Origin of the sequence: Bacillus pfraonensis, assembly GCF_050768835.1 — a bacterium.
GTDB classification, from domain to species: Bacteria; Bacillota; Bacilli; order Bacillales; family Bacillaceae_G; genus Bacillus_A; species Bacillus_A pfraonensis.
This window is the reverse complement of the sequence record NZ_JAHCDO010000004.1, coordinates 271,813-288,505: the sequence shown is the minus strand read 5'-3', so window position 1 is coordinate 288,505 and position 16,693 is coordinate 271,813. Positions and strand designations below refer to the sequence as shown.

General features: G+C 33.9%; 22 protein-coding genes. 13 read left to right on the top strand and 9 right to left on the bottom strand.

Annotated elements, in window-relative coordinates:
- Window positions 1-347 precede the first annotated feature (347 nt).
- From KFD70_RS06185 to KFD70_RS06165, 5 genes are all read left to right on the top strand, one after another.
- Window positions 348-1,103, top strand: a complete 756-nt coding sequence (locus KFD70_RS06185; RefSeq protein ID WP_336451289.1) for an ABC transporter ATP-binding protein — start codon at window positions 348-350, stop codon at window positions 1,101-1,103.
- Window positions 1,104-1,172: 69 nt separating this feature from the next.
- On the top strand, window positions 1,173-2,111 hold the full coding sequence (locus KFD70_RS06180; protein WP_336451408.1) for an aliphatic sulfonate ABC transporter substrate-binding protein: 939 nt from the start codon (window positions 1,173-1,175) through the stop codon (window positions 2,109-2,111).
- 17 nt (window positions 2,112-2,128) lie between these two features.
- Window positions 2,129-2,980 (top strand): ABC transporter permease, encoded by an 852-nt coding sequence (locus KFD70_RS06175; protein ID WP_336451288.1) that lies wholly within the window; start codon window positions 2,129-2,131, stop codon window positions 2,978-2,980.
- 331 nt (window positions 2,981-3,311) lie between these two features.
- Window positions 3,312-4,433, top strand: a complete 1,122-nt coding sequence (gene ssuD / locus KFD70_RS06170; RefSeq protein WP_336451287.1) for an FMNH2-dependent alkanesulfonate monooxygenase — start codon at window positions 3,312-3,314, stop codon at window positions 4,431-4,433.
- Window positions 4,434-4,577: 144 nt separating this feature from the next.
- Window positions 4,578-4,670 carry a putative holin-like toxin gene (locus tag KFD70_RS06165; RefSeq protein WP_001289320.1) on the top strand — a complete coding sequence of 31 codons (93 nt, stop codon included), beginning with the start codon at window positions 4,578-4,580 and terminating at the stop codon, window positions 4,668-4,670.
- 300 nt (window positions 4,671-4,970) lie between these two features.
- Here KFD70_RS06165 and KFD70_RS06160 read toward each other — a convergent pair whose 3' ends face one another.
- A complete protein-coding gene (locus tag KFD70_RS06160) occupies window positions 4,971-5,801 on the bottom strand; it encodes an HNH endonuclease (RefSeq protein WP_336451286.1) in 831 nt (276 codons plus the stop codon).
- A gap of 151 nt (window positions 5,802-5,952) precedes the next feature.
- Between KFD70_RS06160 and KFD70_RS06155 the strand changes: the two genes are divergently transcribed.
- Complete coding sequence (locus KFD70_RS06155) at window positions 5,953-7,038, top strand: AI-2E family transporter (protein WP_336451285.1); 1,086 nt, start codon at window positions 5,953-5,955, stop codon at window positions 7,036-7,038.
- 261 nt (window positions 7,039-7,299) lie between these two features.
- Here KFD70_RS06155 and KFD70_RS06150 read toward each other — a convergent pair whose 3' ends face one another.
- The 5 genes from KFD70_RS06150 to KFD70_RS06130 are packed head-to-tail and all read right to left on the bottom strand — an operon-like array spanning window position 7,300 to window position 8,117.
- On the bottom strand, window positions 7,300-7,440 hold the full coding sequence (locus tag KFD70_RS06150) for a YrzI family small protein (protein WP_336451284.1): 141 nt from the start codon (window positions 7,438-7,440) through the stop codon (window positions 7,300-7,302).
- 27 nt (window positions 7,441-7,467) lie between these two features.
- On the bottom strand, window positions 7,468-7,608 hold the full coding sequence (locus tag KFD70_RS06145; protein WP_336451283.1) for a YrzI family small protein: 141 nt from the start codon (window positions 7,606-7,608) through the stop codon (window positions 7,468-7,470).
- Window positions 7,609-7,637: 29 nt separating this feature from the next.
- Window positions 7,638-7,781, bottom strand: coding sequence for a YrzI family small protein (locus KFD70_RS06140; protein ID WP_336451282.1), 144 nt, complete (start codon window positions 7,779-7,781; stop codon window positions 7,638-7,640).
- A gap of 30 nt (window positions 7,782-7,811) precedes the next feature.
- Entirely contained in the window at window positions 7,812-7,955 is a 144-nt protein-coding gene (locus tag KFD70_RS06135) for a YrzI family small protein (protein WP_336451281.1), read from the bottom strand.
- A 27-nt stretch (window positions 7,956-7,982) separates the two neighbouring features.
- Entirely contained in the window at window positions 7,983-8,117 is a 135-nt protein-coding gene (locus KFD70_RS06130; protein WP_336451280.1) for a YrzI family small protein, read from the bottom strand.
- Between the two features lie 471 nt (window positions 8,118-8,588).
- Here KFD70_RS06130 and KFD70_RS06125 point away from each other — a divergent pair, with 471 nt between their 5' ends.
- The 7 genes from KFD70_RS06125 (at window position 8,589) to helD (ending at window position 14,841) form a co-directional block, all read left to right on the top strand.
- Complete coding sequence (locus KFD70_RS06125; RefSeq protein ID WP_336451279.1) at window positions 8,589-9,086, top strand: DinB family protein; 498 nt, start codon at window positions 8,589-8,591, stop codon at window positions 9,084-9,086.
- A 134-nt stretch (window positions 9,087-9,220) separates the two neighbouring features.
- A complete protein-coding gene (locus KFD70_RS06120; protein ID WP_336451278.1) occupies window positions 9,221-9,598 on the top strand; it encodes a GntR family transcriptional regulator in 378 nt (125 codons plus the stop codon).
- The gene (locus tag KFD70_RS06115) at window positions 9,595-10,470 is read left to right on the top strand and encodes an ABC transporter ATP-binding protein (protein ID WP_336451277.1); all 876 of its coding nucleotides are present in this window, start codon (window positions 9,595-9,597) and stop codon (window positions 10,468-10,470) included. The genes KFD70_RS06120 and KFD70_RS06115 overlap by 4 nt, the downstream gene beginning before the upstream one ends.
- A gap of 2 nt (window positions 10,471-10,472) precedes the next feature.
- Window positions 10,473-11,132: a DUF4052 family protein gene (locus tag KFD70_RS06110; protein WP_336451407.1), complete on the top strand. Its 660-nt coding sequence runs from the start codon at window positions 10,473-10,475 to the stop codon at window positions 11,130-11,132.
- A 50-nt stretch (window positions 11,133-11,182) separates the two neighbouring features.
- Entirely contained in the window at window positions 11,183-11,650 is a 468-nt protein-coding gene (locus KFD70_RS06105) for a CcdC family protein (RefSeq protein ID WP_336451276.1), read from the top strand.
- Between the two features lie 20 nt (window positions 11,651-11,670).
- Window positions 11,671-12,177 carry a 2'-5' RNA ligase family protein gene (locus tag KFD70_RS06100; RefSeq protein WP_336451275.1) on the top strand — a complete coding sequence of 169 codons (507 nt, stop codon included), beginning with the start codon at window positions 11,671-11,673 and terminating at the stop codon, window positions 12,175-12,177.
- A 303-nt stretch (window positions 12,178-12,480) separates the two neighbouring features.
- Complete coding sequence (gene helD, locus KFD70_RS06095) at window positions 12,481-14,841, top strand: RNA polymerase recycling motor HelD (RefSeq protein WP_336451274.1); 2,361 nt, start codon at window positions 12,481-12,483, stop codon at window positions 14,839-14,841.
- Between the two features lie 41 nt (window positions 14,842-14,882).
- Here helD and KFD70_RS06090 read toward each other — a convergent pair whose 3' ends face one another.
- From KFD70_RS06090 to KFD70_RS06080, 3 genes are read right to left on the bottom strand one after another with little or no spacing between them, the layout of a single operon-like run.
- Window positions 14,883-15,368 carry a DUF6584 family protein gene (locus tag KFD70_RS06090; protein WP_336451273.1) on the bottom strand — a complete coding sequence of 162 codons (486 nt, stop codon included), beginning with the start codon at window positions 15,366-15,368 and terminating at the stop codon, window positions 14,883-14,885.
- 24 nt (window positions 15,369-15,392) lie between these two features.
- On the bottom strand, window positions 15,393-16,214 hold the full coding sequence (gene coaW, locus KFD70_RS06085; RefSeq protein ID WP_336451272.1) for a type II pantothenate kinase: 822 nt from the start codon (window positions 16,212-16,214) through the stop codon (window positions 15,393-15,395).
- Between the two features lie 55 nt (window positions 16,215-16,269).
- Window positions 16,270-16,677: a 3-hydroxyacyl-ACP dehydratase FabZ family protein gene (locus KFD70_RS06080; RefSeq protein ID WP_336451271.1), complete on the bottom strand. Its 408-nt coding sequence runs from the start codon at window positions 16,675-16,677 to the stop codon at window positions 16,270-16,272.
- Window positions 16,678-16,693 lie beyond the last annotated feature (16 nt).

Here is a 16,693-nt window from a genome sequence, read left to right as displayed (position 1 = left end):
TTCGATGTTGAGGAAGAATGTATACAAAAGAAGCTGCTAATCTCTTAAAATTAGCAGCTTCTTTTGTACTGAAATTAGGAGGGAATAGAGGTTTAAAATAGTTTATTGAGAAATTTTTACATAATTCATAGTTGACTTATCGGAAATGTTTATATATTATGTAGTTAATTCAATAAGTCTTTATAGCTGATTGGAAAAACCAAAGGCATTTCATAATTTGATGAAATGTCCTTTGGTTTTTTTATTGGTTACATAATTAAAGAATCAATTAATCTATATTAATTGTTTTAAGGAGGGATGTTTAAAGAGGATTAAGAGAAATTACATCTGAAAAGGAGGTAGAAAGAGTGACAGTTTCAATTCAACAGGTAACGAAGTCTTTTTTGAAGACTTCCGGACGCGTTCAAGTTTTAGAGGATATAAATTTACTTTTGGAAAGAGGGGATTTTGTAACAGTAATTGGCCCGAGTGGTTGTGGTAAAAGCACTTTATTAAAAATAATAGCTGGCTTAGACAACGATTATGACGGTGAGATTTTAATTGATGGGGAACATGTTGTTAAACCAAGTATGAAACAAGGATTTATTTTCCAAGAGCATCGTCTTTTCCCATGGTTAACAGTGGAAGAAAATATCGCTGCTAACTTGTCATTAAAACAACAAGAAGTTCAAAAACATGTAAAAGAATGGATTGAAATTGTTCGTTTGGAAGGGTTCGAGAAATCATATCCGAAAGAAATATCTGGTGGAATGTCGCAAAGGGTTGCGATTGCAAGAGCTTTATTACGGGGTCCTAACGTATTATTGCTAGATGAACCATTTGGTGCATTAGATGCATTTACGAGAACTCATTTGCAAGACGTTTTACTTGATATTTGGGAAAAAAAGAAAACAACAATGATTTTAGTGACACATGACATAGATGAAGCAATTTATCTTTCAAATCGTGTTGTGATTATGAGTGCAAGACCAGGGAAGATAAATAAAATTATTCCGAATGATTTACCGTATCCACGAAGTAAAACTTCCTCTTTGTTTCAACAATTTAGAAGTAAAGTACTGCAAGAATTTGAGTATGGAGAGCTTGTAAACAAAAGCGTATAAAGAGGAGGACTTGAGGTGAAGAAAAGAACTGGATTCATTTATTTTATTGTAGCAATTTTACTTTTTCTGATGGGATGTCAGAGCAATGCAGCAAGCGGAAAGAATAAGAAAAAAGATATAACAATTCAAATAGGTATACAGCAAGGACTAAGTCCGTTGTTGTTAGCACAGAAAAAGGGTTGGTTTGAAGAGGAATTTAAGAAAATTGGTGTAAAAGTGAAGTGGACTGAGTTTCAAAGTGGTCCTCCATATTTTGAGGCTATTGCATCGGATCGTTTAGATTTCGGAGAAGTAGGGAATTCACCAGTTATTTCGGCTCAAGCTGCTAATATTGGTTTTACAGAAATAGCGAATACAAGTTACGCGAGAAAAGGAACAGGGATTCTTGTGCAGAAGGACAGTAAAATCAGTAGTATCAAAGAATTAAAGGGGAAAAAAATTGCAGTAGCAAAGGGAAGTAGCGCATTTAATTTATTATATCGGGCATTGGAGCAAGAAGGATTAGATGCAAAAGATGTAGATGTGATTCAATTACAACCTGATGAAGCACAGCCAGCATTTGAATCAGGCTCTGTAGATGCGTGGGCAATTTGGGATCCATTCATATCATTACATACGTTAAAAAAAAGGGCGAAAGTTATCGCAGATGGTGAAACATTAAATATTTCATCACCCGAATTTGTAATTACTAGAACAAAATTCGCTGAAGAGAATCCAGAATTAGTCGTACGATTTCTTAAAGTATACGAAAAAGCGCGTGTTTGGCAGGAGAATAACTTAGAAGAGGCAATAAATATTTATGCTTCTGCAAAGAAAATTGATGCTGAAATTGTTAAAGAAGTATTTAATCATGACAAACCTATCTTAGTTCCAATTACAAAAGACATAGTAGAAGAACAACAACGTACAGCGGATTTTCAATATAAGCTTCATTCTATTAAAAAGAAAATTAAGCCAGCTCAGGTTGTTGATAATTCGTACGTTGAGAAAGCCTTAAAAGAGAAATAACAGGGAGGTGTTGTAAATTGGAAAGTACCAAAATAATGATTGAACCAACGAAAGTGCATGGTCTTTCAAAAAAAGAAGTACTTCGTACACGTAAAAGGAAAGTATCTATTGTGACAAGAGCACTTATTATACCAATCATTGTTTTAATAATATGGCAATTAGCAGGGATTTTGGGTTTTGTTTCTAAAACAGTTTTGCCTACACCTTGGGATATTTTCTTAGCTTTTCAAGGGCTTATTCAATCAGGCGAACTATTTAACCATTTAGGTATCAGTGTATTTCGAGCTGCTGTTGGTTTTCTGATAGGAGGGAGTTTAGGTATTTTGTTAGGAACAATTGTCGGTTTTTCAACTAGAAGTGAGCAATATTTGGATCCATCAGTACAGATGTTAAGGACAGTTCCTCATTTAGCTGTTGCGCCACTTTTTGTATTATGGTTTGGTTTTGGAGAAATATCGAAAGTATTACTTATTGCAGACGGGGCATTCTTCCCTCTTTATGTAAATGCCTTTTTAGGAATACGTGGTGTTGATTCTAAATTATTTGATGTTGCAAGAGTTTTAGAATTTAGTAAAAGGAAATTAATTACGAAATTGATTTTACCTGCTGCTTTGCCGAATCTCTTATTAGGAGCGAGATTATCATTAGGGGTTGCTTGGGTAAGTTTAGTAGTTGCAGAATTAATGGGGTCAACTGAAGGGATTGGATATATGATTATGGATGCAAGGCAATTCTCAAATACAGATATTGTCTTTGTAGGGATTATTATTTTTGCGTTTGTTGGGAAATTTTCCGATTCGTTAGTTCGATTATTAGAAGTTAGATTTTTAAGATGGAGAGATAACTATAAGGGAGAAAATATAAATTAGAGAATGTAATAGATATAAATTCTAGTAAATTTATGTGATAAGTGCGTTATGAGAGGGGCGTTGTATAAGTAATTTTATCCCGCTACTTTAGGGCAGTAATACTCCCACCTCAAAATTCGGCGGGAGCAATGTCCAGCTCTAGCGGCTAGAATCTTCGGTCGCCCGCACCCCCTCGGACGAGGCGCTTCCGCTTTTCTAAAGAAGTTAGGTGGGAGATAAACTGCCCGTAACGGCCCGATTGGTGAGGGCTAATAATCAGTGGGGGATGAGGAAAACCCCCACTAATTAAAGTTTCACTTTATTGGAGAATATATAAAAGGAGTGTTACGAAATGGAAGTATTATGGTTTATTCCTGCTTATGGAGATGGCCGGTATTTAGGGACAACAAAAAGAGGGAGAGCTGCTGAGTATGGGTACTATAAACAAGTGGCTCAGGCAGTCGACTATTTAGGTTATAGCGGTGTGTTATTACCGACTGGTCAAGGGTGTGAAGATCCTTGGGTCCTTGCTTCTGCACTCGCAGCTGAAACGGAAAAATTACGTTTTTTAGTTGCAGTAAGACCAGGGCTTATGTCACCAACAGTTGCTGCAAGAATGGCATCTACGTTTGATAGAATTTCGAATGGCCGTTTACTAATTAATGTTGTAGCCGGAGGGGATCCAGTAGAGCTGCAGGGAGACGGTCTTTTCCTTGACCATGATGCACGTTATGAAGCAGCAGATGAATTTTTGAAAGTATGGAAATCACTTTTACAAGGGGAGAATGTTTCTTTAGAGGGAAAACATATTACAGTTAAGGACAGTAAAGTTGTATTCCCTCCAGTTCAATCTCCTTATCCGCCCATTTATTTTGGAGGGTCATCAAAAGCCGGGCAAGTAGTAGCAGCAGAGCATAGTGATGTATATTTAACGTGGGGTGAACCACCAGCGCAGGTAGAACAGAAAATCAAAAAAGTAAGGAAACTTGCAGAAGCGAAAGGGCGTACAGTCCGCTTTGGTATCCGATTACATGTTATTGTAAGGGAGACAGAGGAAGAGGCGTGGGAAGAAGCTGAGAGATTGATTCAATATGTGGATAATGAGGCGATTGAACTAGCGCAAAAAACATTTGCACGTTATGATTCAGTTGGTCAACAGCGAATGACCTATTTAAATAAAGGGACGAGAGAGTCATTGGAAATTAGTCCAAATTTATGGGCTGGAATTGGATTAGTACGTGGCGGAGCAGGAACTGCACTAGTAGGAGATCCCAATACTGTAGCTGAAAGAATAAAAGAATATGAAGCTTTAGGTATAGATACATTTATTTTATCAGGATATCCGCATTTAGAAGAAGCTTATCAAGTGGCAGAATTATTATTTCCACTTTTACCCCTATCAAACAATAAGACGAATCAAAAAGATAAAATTGTTGGAGAAATGATAGCGGACGCATATGCATTAAAAAAATAGAGAGAAAAGAATAAACCAGCAAGCTCCTCGCTTGCTGGTTTTCATCGTAAACTATTAAAAAATATGATAAAATTAAGAGGTAACTTATGGTATGGTTGGTTGTTCAATTATCACTTCTCCAGGGTAGAAGGGAGGTGATAATGTATGAGTGAAATTGCGTTATTATTGCAAGGCGGATTATTTCTCGTTGCATTGTTAACGTTTGTTGTCGTTTTAATCGATAAGCTCAAAAAATAACAACCCACCTACGCCAATAGAATGTGGGTTGTCTCGTTTGTGAGAAACAAATAGGATAAATGAACAATCCAATCTGCTAAGTTACATGGACTGGTGTGTAGCCGCACACTAGTCTTTTTTATTTATATACAATTTATAATTGTTTTATGTGATTGTATTGTTCTTTTCATACTCATTATAACATAGTGTCTTTTCATCAAGAAAGGAGACCGTATGTTCTTATTTTGAATTATTGTGATTTAACTATGATTCAATTCGTAAAAAATAACTTTGTTACCAAGTTATTTCCTTTCTGTATTTTTAAACCCGAGTAGCTTGTGTACTCTTTTGTTTAAATAACTCATCCATGTATTGTTTTAAGCTCTCAATATAGAATTCTTGTTTTTCTACATCATTCACCCCAACAATTGGAGAGGAAAGTTCATATTTTTTTCTAGAGAGGTGGACAACCACATCAAAAATATCAAATAGACGGATGAAGCAGAATAAGCCGTCTTTATCACTTAATAAAATAAAGTAGTGGTTATCGCTCGTTGTATTGAGGGTATTCCACAATGAACTTTTACTTAAATCACGAACAATACTTCGTTCTTTTAATTCGATAAAGTCAACATTAGATATAATAGTAGAAATATCCATCGCATCTGGATCATTAAAATAACCTTCAATTGTATGTACTGCGAATGTATAAGCCATTTTTAAGATACTCATTTTATATTTACGGTTATCTAAAAGTAATTCACGTTGAATGGAGCTTGCTACTTTGGTTACGCGTTCTTCTTTCCAAATTTCATTATGTAATGAAATATCATGTTTTTTACATAGTTTCATAATTAACTCATTAGAATAGTATATTTCGTCATTCGTTTCCACTTCTTCAGTTTCCGCTGCAGCCAATTCTTGACCATATTCATTCGTATAAAGAGGAGAATCAATTTGTTGCTTCATTTGTTCGATTTTATATTGAATCAGTTTGTGTCTAATTAATGGTCGATCAACGTTTGTTGTGAGATGTTCATAACAAGTATCACAAATTGATTTTGTTAAATAATGTCCACATAAAATCTCTGGGATAACATGTTGTTCACTAAGTTCTTTCGTTTCTTTTCTGCAAATGATACATTGCGTCATATTTATCACCTTTTACCCTGCAAATTTGTATGTAATCTCATTGTAGTGTATTTATTCGTATTTTGGAACATTGAAGATGAAAATAGCGTGTAAAATTCATAGATGTTTTGATACAATAGAGGGAAGTGCTAGTTTAAAGGAGGCCGTTTTTTTGAAATCGAAAGTGCACTTTTGGACATTAGAAGTGCTAATGGTTGTAGGGATTATATTTATTTGCACAAAAATATCATTTTTATTTCAACCGATTGGCATATTCATTTCAACTTTATTTTTCCCAATTTTAATCGCTTTGTTTTTATACTTTATCTTTAATCCTGTATTAGTGTTTTTAGAGGCGAAAAAAGTTCCTAGAAGCTTAGCGATATTGTTGTTATATGTTTTTATCATTTCACTGACTGCAGTCGCAATTGGTGTAGTCGTTCCGACGATTTCACAGCAGCTAATGGACCTAGTGAAAAACATGCCAACATATATTAAAGAGGGGAAAGTATACATACAAGAATTATCTCATCATAGGCTATTTGAATGGTTAGCTACACAAAATTATGTATCGATTGAAACGATTGAACAAAACGCAATTGAGTATTTAAAGGAAATACCAAACACGATAACGTCGAGTGCAACGGCTTTATTTGGTATTATTACAAACGTTGCATTAGTCGTATTTACAGTACCATTTATCTTGTTTTACATGTTTAAAGATGGTCATGCATTCCCAGGGAAAGCTGTTAGTTTTTTACCAGAATCGTATCGTGAAGAAGGACTGCGCATTTTAAAAGAAACAAATGAAACGTTATCTGCGTATATTCAAGGGCAAGCATTAGTTTGTTTATTTGTTGGGGCATTTACGTTTATAGGTTATGTAATTATTGATTTGCCATATGCCTTCGTTTTAGGAATTATAGCGGCATTTACAAATATTATCCCAAATTTAGGCCCTTTTATTGGAGCGGCACCAGCTGTTATTGTTGCTTTATTCGTATCCCCGGTGCAAGCAGCTTGGGTAATCGTTATCGTAACCATTGTGCAACAATTTGAGAGTAACATCATTTCACCGCGTATTATGAGTTCGAAATTAAATATCCATCCTTTAACAATTATTGTGTTAATTCTTGGTGTAGGTAATTTCGCTGGTATTATTGGAATGATTTTAGCAGTACCAGTTTACGCTGTGACGAAAACAATTGTTTCAAATTTGGTGAGATTATTTAAGATGAAAAGAAATAATCGGAAATAAAAAGTATTGATAGGAATCATAAAAGATACATTGCTTTAAGTGATGTATCTTTTTTATGATGATTTAGAGCAATAAAAATGCCTAGTTTTAAAATGAGAACTAGGCATTTTTATTGTGTAATTTTTACTGATTTTTTTGAAAGAATTAGCCTTTTAAAAAATTGTAGACTATGTGGAATCCCTCTCAATAATCCAAATCATTTCCTTGCAGCGCACCATTAACATCTTAATCTTCTCCTTTCATTATATTTAAGTTAGATCATTATAGATGCGTATAGTATTTGCTTCTACAATCTCGGATGTCATCCATAATCTTTTTATATTGCTGTTCTTGTGCAATTTCAGCTTCAGATAATCGCTTCTTTTGAATCGTAATTGTTAAAAAGAAAACATGGAATTTCATACATAAATTCCTCCTTTCGTAAAGGAATTATAGGTGACTGCAATAAGGGAGTTGCCGTTCTTTCACTTCATCCATAGCATTTTGAATTTGTTGTTCGTGTAACATTTCAAACTCGGAAAGTTTGTTTTTTTGAATCGTGATGGTTAAAAAGAATACTTGTAATTTCATTAGGTGAATCCTCCTCTTAATATGAGTTTTTAGTACATATGGTTGTAATAAGAAACTTGACGCTCTTTTGTTTCAGTCATAATTTTTCGAATTTGCTGTTCATGTAAAATCTCAGTCTCAGAAAAATTACTTTTGTGAATCGTAATGGTTAAAAAGAATACTCGAAATTTCATTAGATGATTGCTCCTTTTGAAAACTATTTTTTAATACATTTGATTATAATAAGAACTTTTACGATCTCTTACTTTGTCTATAATCTCTTTTAATTGCTGTTTACGTAAAATTTCAGTTTCAGATAAAGATTCCTTCTGAAGAGTAATCGTAAAAAAGAAAATATGAAAAGTCATAAATGAATTCCTCCTTTCGTAAAGGAATTACATACTGTAAGGACTTTGACGCTCCTTTATATCACTCATAGCTTTTTCAATGTGTAGATCGTGCATCATTTCGACTTCAGATAATTGCTTTCGCTGAATTGTAATGCTGAAAAATAGTACGTGAAAAGTCATTGGATATTTGCTCCTTTCGAAAAGAAATAGTGTTAGAGATTAAAAAATCGCACAAAAAAGCCACAGAATGATATAGTTCTCCTGCGGCAGGGCGTGAAAAAGCCACAGGAAAGTATACGACCTCCTGTGGCGAATTTGTTAATTAAAGAAAATACCGAACGATTTTCAATTCTCCATTAGGGTGGTCGAATTCATATTTAATTGTAAAACAGGTGCAACATGTAATTTTAATTTCATCATTTTATTCGACCTCCTTTTAGAATTTTTTTCTTACGTTAGTAATTATATACAATTAGTGGATAATTGTAAACATGAAAAATGAAAATTTTTAATTTTGATTAAAGTGCGTATTTTTCGGAAGGTGATTTCAATAAATTTACGTATTTATTATGGGGAAAGTGAAGCGTGGTTTTGTAAGTATTTAAAGAAATTGATTAAATGAAAAGATTAAGCTGAGTGAAGAGATGGAGGATGAAAGTAGAGTTGTTTTACAAGATTGCCTATCACCGAATGTATGATCATTATTTGCCTAAACTACTGCAAACAATTGGATACTTAAATGAGGACGAGTTGTGGAAAACAGAAGGGACAGTCAATTCAATTGGTGGCATTGTATTACATATTTGTGAGCATATAAAAAGGAATAGCAGTCGTTATTCGAATCCGAATATACACTTTGAAAACGGGATTGAAGAATACTTTCCGGTTATGCGGTTGGATTCCAAAACGTTATCTGAAATTATACAAGGAATATTTGATGAATGGAAACAAGAGTATGTTAAAGCTTATAATGAAAATACTCGTATAGACATACATAGCTTGTTTCATTTAGTTGAGCATACAAGTTATCATTTAGGACAGGTGGTAGATCGAACCAAATTATTAAAGGGAAAGAAGTTTGATTTTTGTCAAAATGGTTTGAATGAAAAGAAATTAAGGTTGTGTATAGAAAATACAACGATTTTATAGAGAAGTATCATCCTCCAAGGTATGATACTTCTTTTTTTTGTGAAAAATCATGGAAAAATATTGAATGGAAATATATTCTTGTGATATGGTTAATTACATAAGTAATGAACCTATGAACCTGAGGGGGTGAAAATATGAAACAATCTCTTGAACAAAATAAGTTAATATACATACAAATCGCAGAAACGATTGAATCGGATATTTTAAAGGGGATCCTACTTGAAGAAGAAAAGGTTCCGTCAACAAACCAATTTGCAAAGATGTTACAAATTAATCCAGCTACAGCGGCGAAAGGAGTAAATTTGTTAGTTGATGAAGGGATTTTATATAAAAAGAGGGGGATTGGAATGTTTGTTACAAAGGGAGCGAAGGAAGTGGTACTAAAGAAGCGGCAAAGCGCTTTTCAAAATGAATTTTTGCCTAAAGTGTTGGAAGAAGCGAAAGTGCTTGAAATTTCAAAAGAGGAGCTCATTCAAATGATTCAAATGGCCGCAAAGGAGGGGGAAGAATGACAATCGCAATTAAAACTGAAGGATTAACAAAACAATATAAGAAAAAGATAGCTGTAAATGGATTAACTTTTTCGCTAGAAGAGAATAAAATATATGGTTTGCTTGGTAGAAATGGGGCTGGAAAAACGACACTACTACACCTTCTTACTGGACAAATTGTTTCAAGTGAAGGAAGCGTATCTATATTTGGTGAAGATGTGTATGAAAATAGTCATGCGTTGCAAAACATTTGTTTTGTTAAAGTGAAAGAGGAGATTTATTCGAGTTATAAAGTGAAAGAAATCTTTAAGCTATGTAACCTATTTTATCCAAATTGGGACCGAGAATTTGCGGAGGAACTTGTAGTTAAGTTTCAAATGGATGTAAACGAAAAGTACCATAAGTTGTCGCATGGTATGCAAACTGTTGTTGGAATTATTAAAGGGTTAGCGAGCCGGGCACCCATTACTATTTTTGATGAACCGACGACTGGTTTAGATGCAGCACACCGAGACTTGTTTTATAACGTTTTATTAGAAGATTATGGTGATCACCCGCGAACAATTATTTTATCGACGCATTTAGTAGAAGAGGTAGCGCATATTGTCGAAGATGTGTTGATTTTGAAGGATGGGCAAGTAATTGTTCAATCAGCTGTTGAAGATTTCTTACAGCAAGCCCATTACATATCAGGACGAAAAGATAAAATAGATGAATTTATGATGAATAAACATGTTGTTCATCGAGAATACTTTGGGAACAAAGGGATTGGTGTTATGTGGGGAGAGTTTTCTGAGGAAGACTATGATTATATCAAAAGTGAGGATTTAGAAATTGAGGGGGTTTCGTTTCAGAAATTATTTATTTATATAACGGATGGTGATGTAAAGTGAAGATGTTAATGAAACAGTTGAAATTACAAATCAATTATCATTACAAAGCTATTTTCGTATTTTGGGCTTTGGCGTTCATTATTCAAATTTTACCGAATTTCATAGATATAAAAGATATACGAATTGGCTTTTTGCAAGATGTTATTAACAATCCTTCTATTGCGGTTATATTTTTCATTGTAGTGAGTACTTTCTTTATACAGTTAGATCTATTTCACTTAGCAGTTTCTTTTGGAGCAACAAGGTTACAATTTTTTATTGGATCGATTTGTTATATTGTTTTACAATCAGCATTTTTTTCGCTTCTTCAAATTCTTTTTTTACCGGGTCTATTTTATCATATAGAAAGTAATAGTTTGTTAGATGGTTCAATTGAGCAGTTCTTTGTACAGTTTTTACTGTATGTTACGGTCGCAAGCCTTTTCCAAGGTATTGTTATTTTCCAGCAAAGATTTAACTGGATTGGATGCGCAATTGGTTCGATCTTTTTTATAGGCTTAACAAGTGTATGTTATAATACAGGCTTAAAAATGACGCTTACAAAAACTGAAGTTTTGATGAATATCCCTTCGTTTATCATCATTTCCATTGGGCTAATTATACTTTACTTCCTGGTTAGTGGCATCTTTATTCGTAAAATTTCTCTAGAACAAATGGTTTAATAAATTGTATAATAGTGTTAAATAGATATTTTAGGAGAGAAGGAAAACATATGAGAGATACATCTTCATTAGTAATGATGTTTTTATGTATTGCAATGCTAATTTTATGGAGACGTTACCGCTCTATGCATAAACCGATAAAAGGAAATGGAAAGCGAATTTTATTGCCGCTATTATTTTTATCACCAGGTATTTTTATGTTTTTTGGCCCTGTTCATCCAGCCACATTGTACATTAGTTTTGCGATGTTATTTGGATTTCTTTTCGCGATTCCACTTATCATCCTTACAAACTATGAAAGAAGAGAAGATGGCAACATATATACGAAAAAAAGTGTAGCTTTTCTTATGACGTTTATTGGTATTGTAGCGTTAAGATATGTCTCAAGGCAATATATCATTAATTTAGATCAGCAAACGATAGGATTATTGTTTTATGTTGTTGCGATTTCTTATATTGTACCGTGGCGAATTGGTTGCTATATGAAGTTTAGAAAGGTTTTTCAGGCGGTTTCATAGAGGTGAAGGAGGGATGGAAAGTGCGTACGATTTTGTTTTTTCAAGACGAAACACAACTAGATGAAATTGAAACGATTAGACAAAAACACGATCCTTTATTTGGGTTAATCAAGCCGCATATTACACTCGTATTTCCTTTTGAAAGTGCAATTTCTAAGGATGCATTAAAACAGCATATAATTGAAAAGGTAGAAGGGATTCCCCCGATAGCGATTGAGTTTACTAATCACATTCGCAATGAAGGAGAATATATCTTTTTAAATGTTGAAAAAGGGAAAGAACAAGTAAAGAAGTTGCATGATACGTTATACGAAGGGCCGTTAGCGGAATTTTTACGAAGTGATATACCCTACATACCGCACGTTACAGTTGGACGAAAAGAAAATGAAAAACAGGCAATAGAAATTGTAGAGAAGATGCCGAGATTAAGCATGCGATTGCGATGTTTAATTGAAAAGGTGAGTATTGAACGTATTGGGGAAAGTGGAGAATCGATAATAGAATTTGAAGTAGAACTTTCAAAATAAAAAAAGGAGATACAAATTTGTATCTCCTTTTTGTTGCTTTTTCATATATATGTGTTAAAATGAAAAAACGCTCATTGTTTATTCTATTGTAAAAAACTCAATAATTACCCAATTTAATTATAACAAACTGTTTGCTTGTTTGTCAAACGGTTTGTTGAAAAATTTTATCCCGCATTAACAGGTGGCAAGTCCCCGTTTTAAAATTCACCGAAAGTAAAGAAGTTGGGTGGGGGCTGATTAAAGTTTTACTGTATTGCATCAAACAATGAGCATCAGAACGATCAGTTGATAAGGAGTGGCGATATGGAAAAAACAAGTCAAGAATGGAAACAGGAACAACATCGTGTGGAAGACGTAGTTGGAAAGATTGAAAAACATATTGATACATTAGAACGTTATACAAGTGCAACAACAAAAGATGTTGTCCAGATTCGCAAACATTTTTGGGACGATGTAACTGTGAATGTTGATAATACAGAAGAGGCTATAGAAACGGCAGCAAGTATTAAGCAACAAGCAGAGCTATTATCCGAACGAGAACAAAGTCATCGCCATGCTTATAATCAACTAAAAGGATTACAGAGATTACAGCAATCACCATACTTTGGAAGGGTAGACTTTTTAGAAGACGGTGAAAAAAGTGAGGATGCTATTTATCTTGGTATTCACTCATTCTACGATGAAACTACAGAACAATTTCTTGTATATGACTGGCGAGCCCCTATATCAAGTTTGTATTATGACTATTCTGTAGGAAGAGCAAAATACATGGCACCTAATGATACGATTTCGGGTGAAATGACATTAAAAAGGCAATATGTGATTCGGAATGGTCAAATTATAAGTATGTTTGATACAGGTGTTACGATTGGCGATAAATTATTGCAAGAAGTATTAGGAAATAACGCGAACACACAAATGAAAAGCATTGTTTCAACAATTCAAAAGGAACAAAATCAAATTATTAGGAATGAAAAAAGTCGTTTGCTGGTTGTGCAAGGAGCTGCAGGAAGCGGTAAAACATCGGCAGCACTTCAGCGCATCGCATATTTATTGTATCGTTATCGTAAGACATTACACGCTGATCAAATCATTCTTTTTTCTCCAAATTCGATGTTTAATAGCTATGTTTCCACAGTACTGCCAGAACTTGGTGAAGACAATATGAAGCAAACGACATTCCAAGAATACTTAGCACGTCATATTGATAAGAAATTTGAATTAGAAGATCCATTTACACAGATGGAATATGTATTGACAAGAATGGAAGAAGAGAGCTATGAAACACGATTAGAAGGAATTAAATATAAAGCAAGTACTGATTTTATTGAAGTAGTAAATCAGTATGTATCTTATTTAAAACGAGAAGGTATGTTATTTAAAGATATAAAATTTAGAGGGAAAGTATTAATCTCTAAAGAACAAATGAAAGAAAAGTTTTATGAATTTGATTCTTCAATCCGAATTCCAAATCGAATAAAATTAATTTCTGAGTGGTTATTAAAAGAGTTAAGAAAACAAGAAAAAATAGAGAGAAAAGAGTTATGGGTGGAAGAAGAAATACAGTTATTAGATAAAGAAACATATGCGAAAGTGTATCATCAATTGCAACGAGAAGAAGAACATTCAAATGGTGCATTTGATGATTTTGAGCGGGAACAGAAGATGCTAGCAGCAATTGTTGTAAAAGAGCATTTTAAACCGCTGAAAAGACGTGTGAAAAATTTACAATTCATTCATACACCGGCACTTTATATACAGTTATTTAAAGATCCTGAGTTCGCTAAACAACTTGTAGAAGAACATAAATTACCGCAAAGATGGAATGAAATATGTAAAGAAACAATAGAAAAAATACAAGATTTTTATATGTCATATGAAGATGCAACGCCTTATTTATATTTGAAAGATCAACTGGAAGAATTGCAAAAAAATACATCTGTGCAGCACGTATTTATTGATGAAGCGCAGGATTATTCTGCATTTCAATATGCATTTTTGAAACGAATATTTCCGCATACAAAAATGACAATACTAGGTGATTTTAATCAGACTATTTATGAACATGCGTCAGAGAATGAATTTTCGCAGTTAAGTACGCTGTATGGGGAAGAACTAAGTGAAAGAATTGTTCTTACGCGTAGTTATCGCTCCACAAAACAAATCATTGAATTTACGAAGCAGTTAATTACGAATGGTGATGAAATTGAACCGTTTCAGCGTGATGGTATGCAACCGGTTATAACAGAAGTGAAAGATCGGGAGGAGCATCATAAAAAGATTATGAATCAAATCAAACAACTGCAACAAGATGGTCACAAGACAATTGCGGTTATTTGTAAAACAGCGGAAGAAAGTGAAGAAGCATACCATGCCCTGCAAACATCATTGCCAGTTCGTCTTATTAAGAAAGAAACGAGCTCGTTTGATGAAGGTATTTTGATTATCCCATCGTATTTATCGAAAGGGGTAGAGTTTGATGCAGTTATCATCTATGATGCATCAACGGAAAAATACGGCAGGGAAAGTGAACGGAAATTATTTTATACTGCTTGTACGCGTGCGATGCATGAGTTATATATTTATTCTGTAGGGGAGATGAATACGTTCTTACAGTCTGTTTCTACAGATACGTATATGTTAGAAAAGGAAAAGATTCAATAAAAAAACTGGCTTACATGCCAGTTTTTTTATTGAATCATATATTATGAAAATAACCAATTGAAAATGGTATACAGACCAATACAAGTAGAAACAAAGATTGCAGCTACTATAGAAATACATCCAATGTGAACTAAGTTATCTTTCCACGTTTCTTCAGGTTCTTGTGCAATTTGTTCTATTACACGACTTTGTATAACTGAGCAGCTATATTTTAATGATAAATTATTAATTATTGCGGAATCACCTTTAAATTTCAAAGCTCTTACAATCTCATTAGGGCTGTTGCCCAACGATTTTTCAAATTGTTGGCATGCTTGAATCATTTCGGGCGTTTTGTTTTCTTCAAGATACCAATATCGTCCAGCCATTGTTGGATAGTGTAACCTAAAATAGATATCACCTAATTTTTTGCGAAGTGACAGGTCACTAGGATAAGAATGAATTAAGCCGTGAAGGCGCTCTCTTGCTTTTCCTAAGTCATGATTTTCGATGTCTTTTTCAATTTTAAGTAATGTTTTTTCTTTCACAGAAGCCTCCTTTGTGTAATAAATTTATTTTGTTGCACTCAATAAAGCACCTATAGCTCCACTGAAGCCATGATCTTGTAAGAATATAGGTGTTCTATTTTGATACACGGTATAATTACTTATAATCTCTCGTAGATGTTTATTGTTTGAAAGTGTAGATCCAATATAAACGATATGATCTATATCTTTTGCTTCTGCAAATTGAAGGCTTAATGCAGTAACTACTTCACCAACAAGACCTTGAAGGGTGGCGATTAAATCGGACTTGTTATAATCAGGTTCATGAATAGCAGCTTTTCCGAAATTACTAGCTGTTAAGTTACTATCAATAGGAGAAAGAATGCCGTTATAAATATCTCCAACTGTAATATCAAGACTCCGCCTAGATCCTAGTTTTGTATGCCCGATGACTTCTTCAAAATGATCTATGTTTGTTAATAGCTTTGATAATCCCATGATAGTGCCTCCACCAACCCCTGTTCCGCCAGCACGAATATACTCGGTATTTTGGACATAATGAATGGATGTACCTGTACCGATATTGGTTAAAACAAAGTTATTGATAAGGTGCTTTTCTACATCAATGAGGTAATGAACACCTGAAAGCGTGGCGTCAAATTCTGCAAGGTGCTCTATATTATATTTTCCTAAAAATAACGTTTGTAATTGCTCAGCTTTACCACCAGTTATAGATAGTCTATTTATATATTTATTGTTATGTAACCAATCTTTAATTTTGTTTTGTTCATGGGAGTAAAATTTTTCGAAACGTAATTCATTGTCTTGATTAAAATAAGCAATTTTTGTTAGTGTTCCCCCAGCATCAATACCAACGGCGCTCTTCATTTTTGTACCCCTTGTCATTGTATAGTTATTATAGTGAACATTTAAAATACAATCTTTATTGTGTAATATAAACTAGTAATTTTTCAACTGTAACAATCGTTTTTCCATTTACAGAAGCAATTCCTTTTCCGAGAATAAACCCTCGTTTATTCCGCAGAACTTCATATTGTAAATCTAGCTTGTCACCAGGTATAGTAGTTCCGTTAAATGTTACACCGTCTAATGAGGAGAGAAATCCTAATCCATTCGACCCACTTGTTCCTACGAATGCTCCAAGTTGTGCAAGTGCCTCTACAATTAGCATATGAGGCATACTGTTTTGATGCTCATTTATAAACCATTCGTTACTTGTAATTAGTTTGTATCCTTTTACGGATTTTTCATTTTCAATTTCTGTGATTCTATCAATCATTAAAAATGGATGCCGATGAGGGAGAGTGTCTTTAATATTTTTCATATTCATATATGTACCTCCTAAT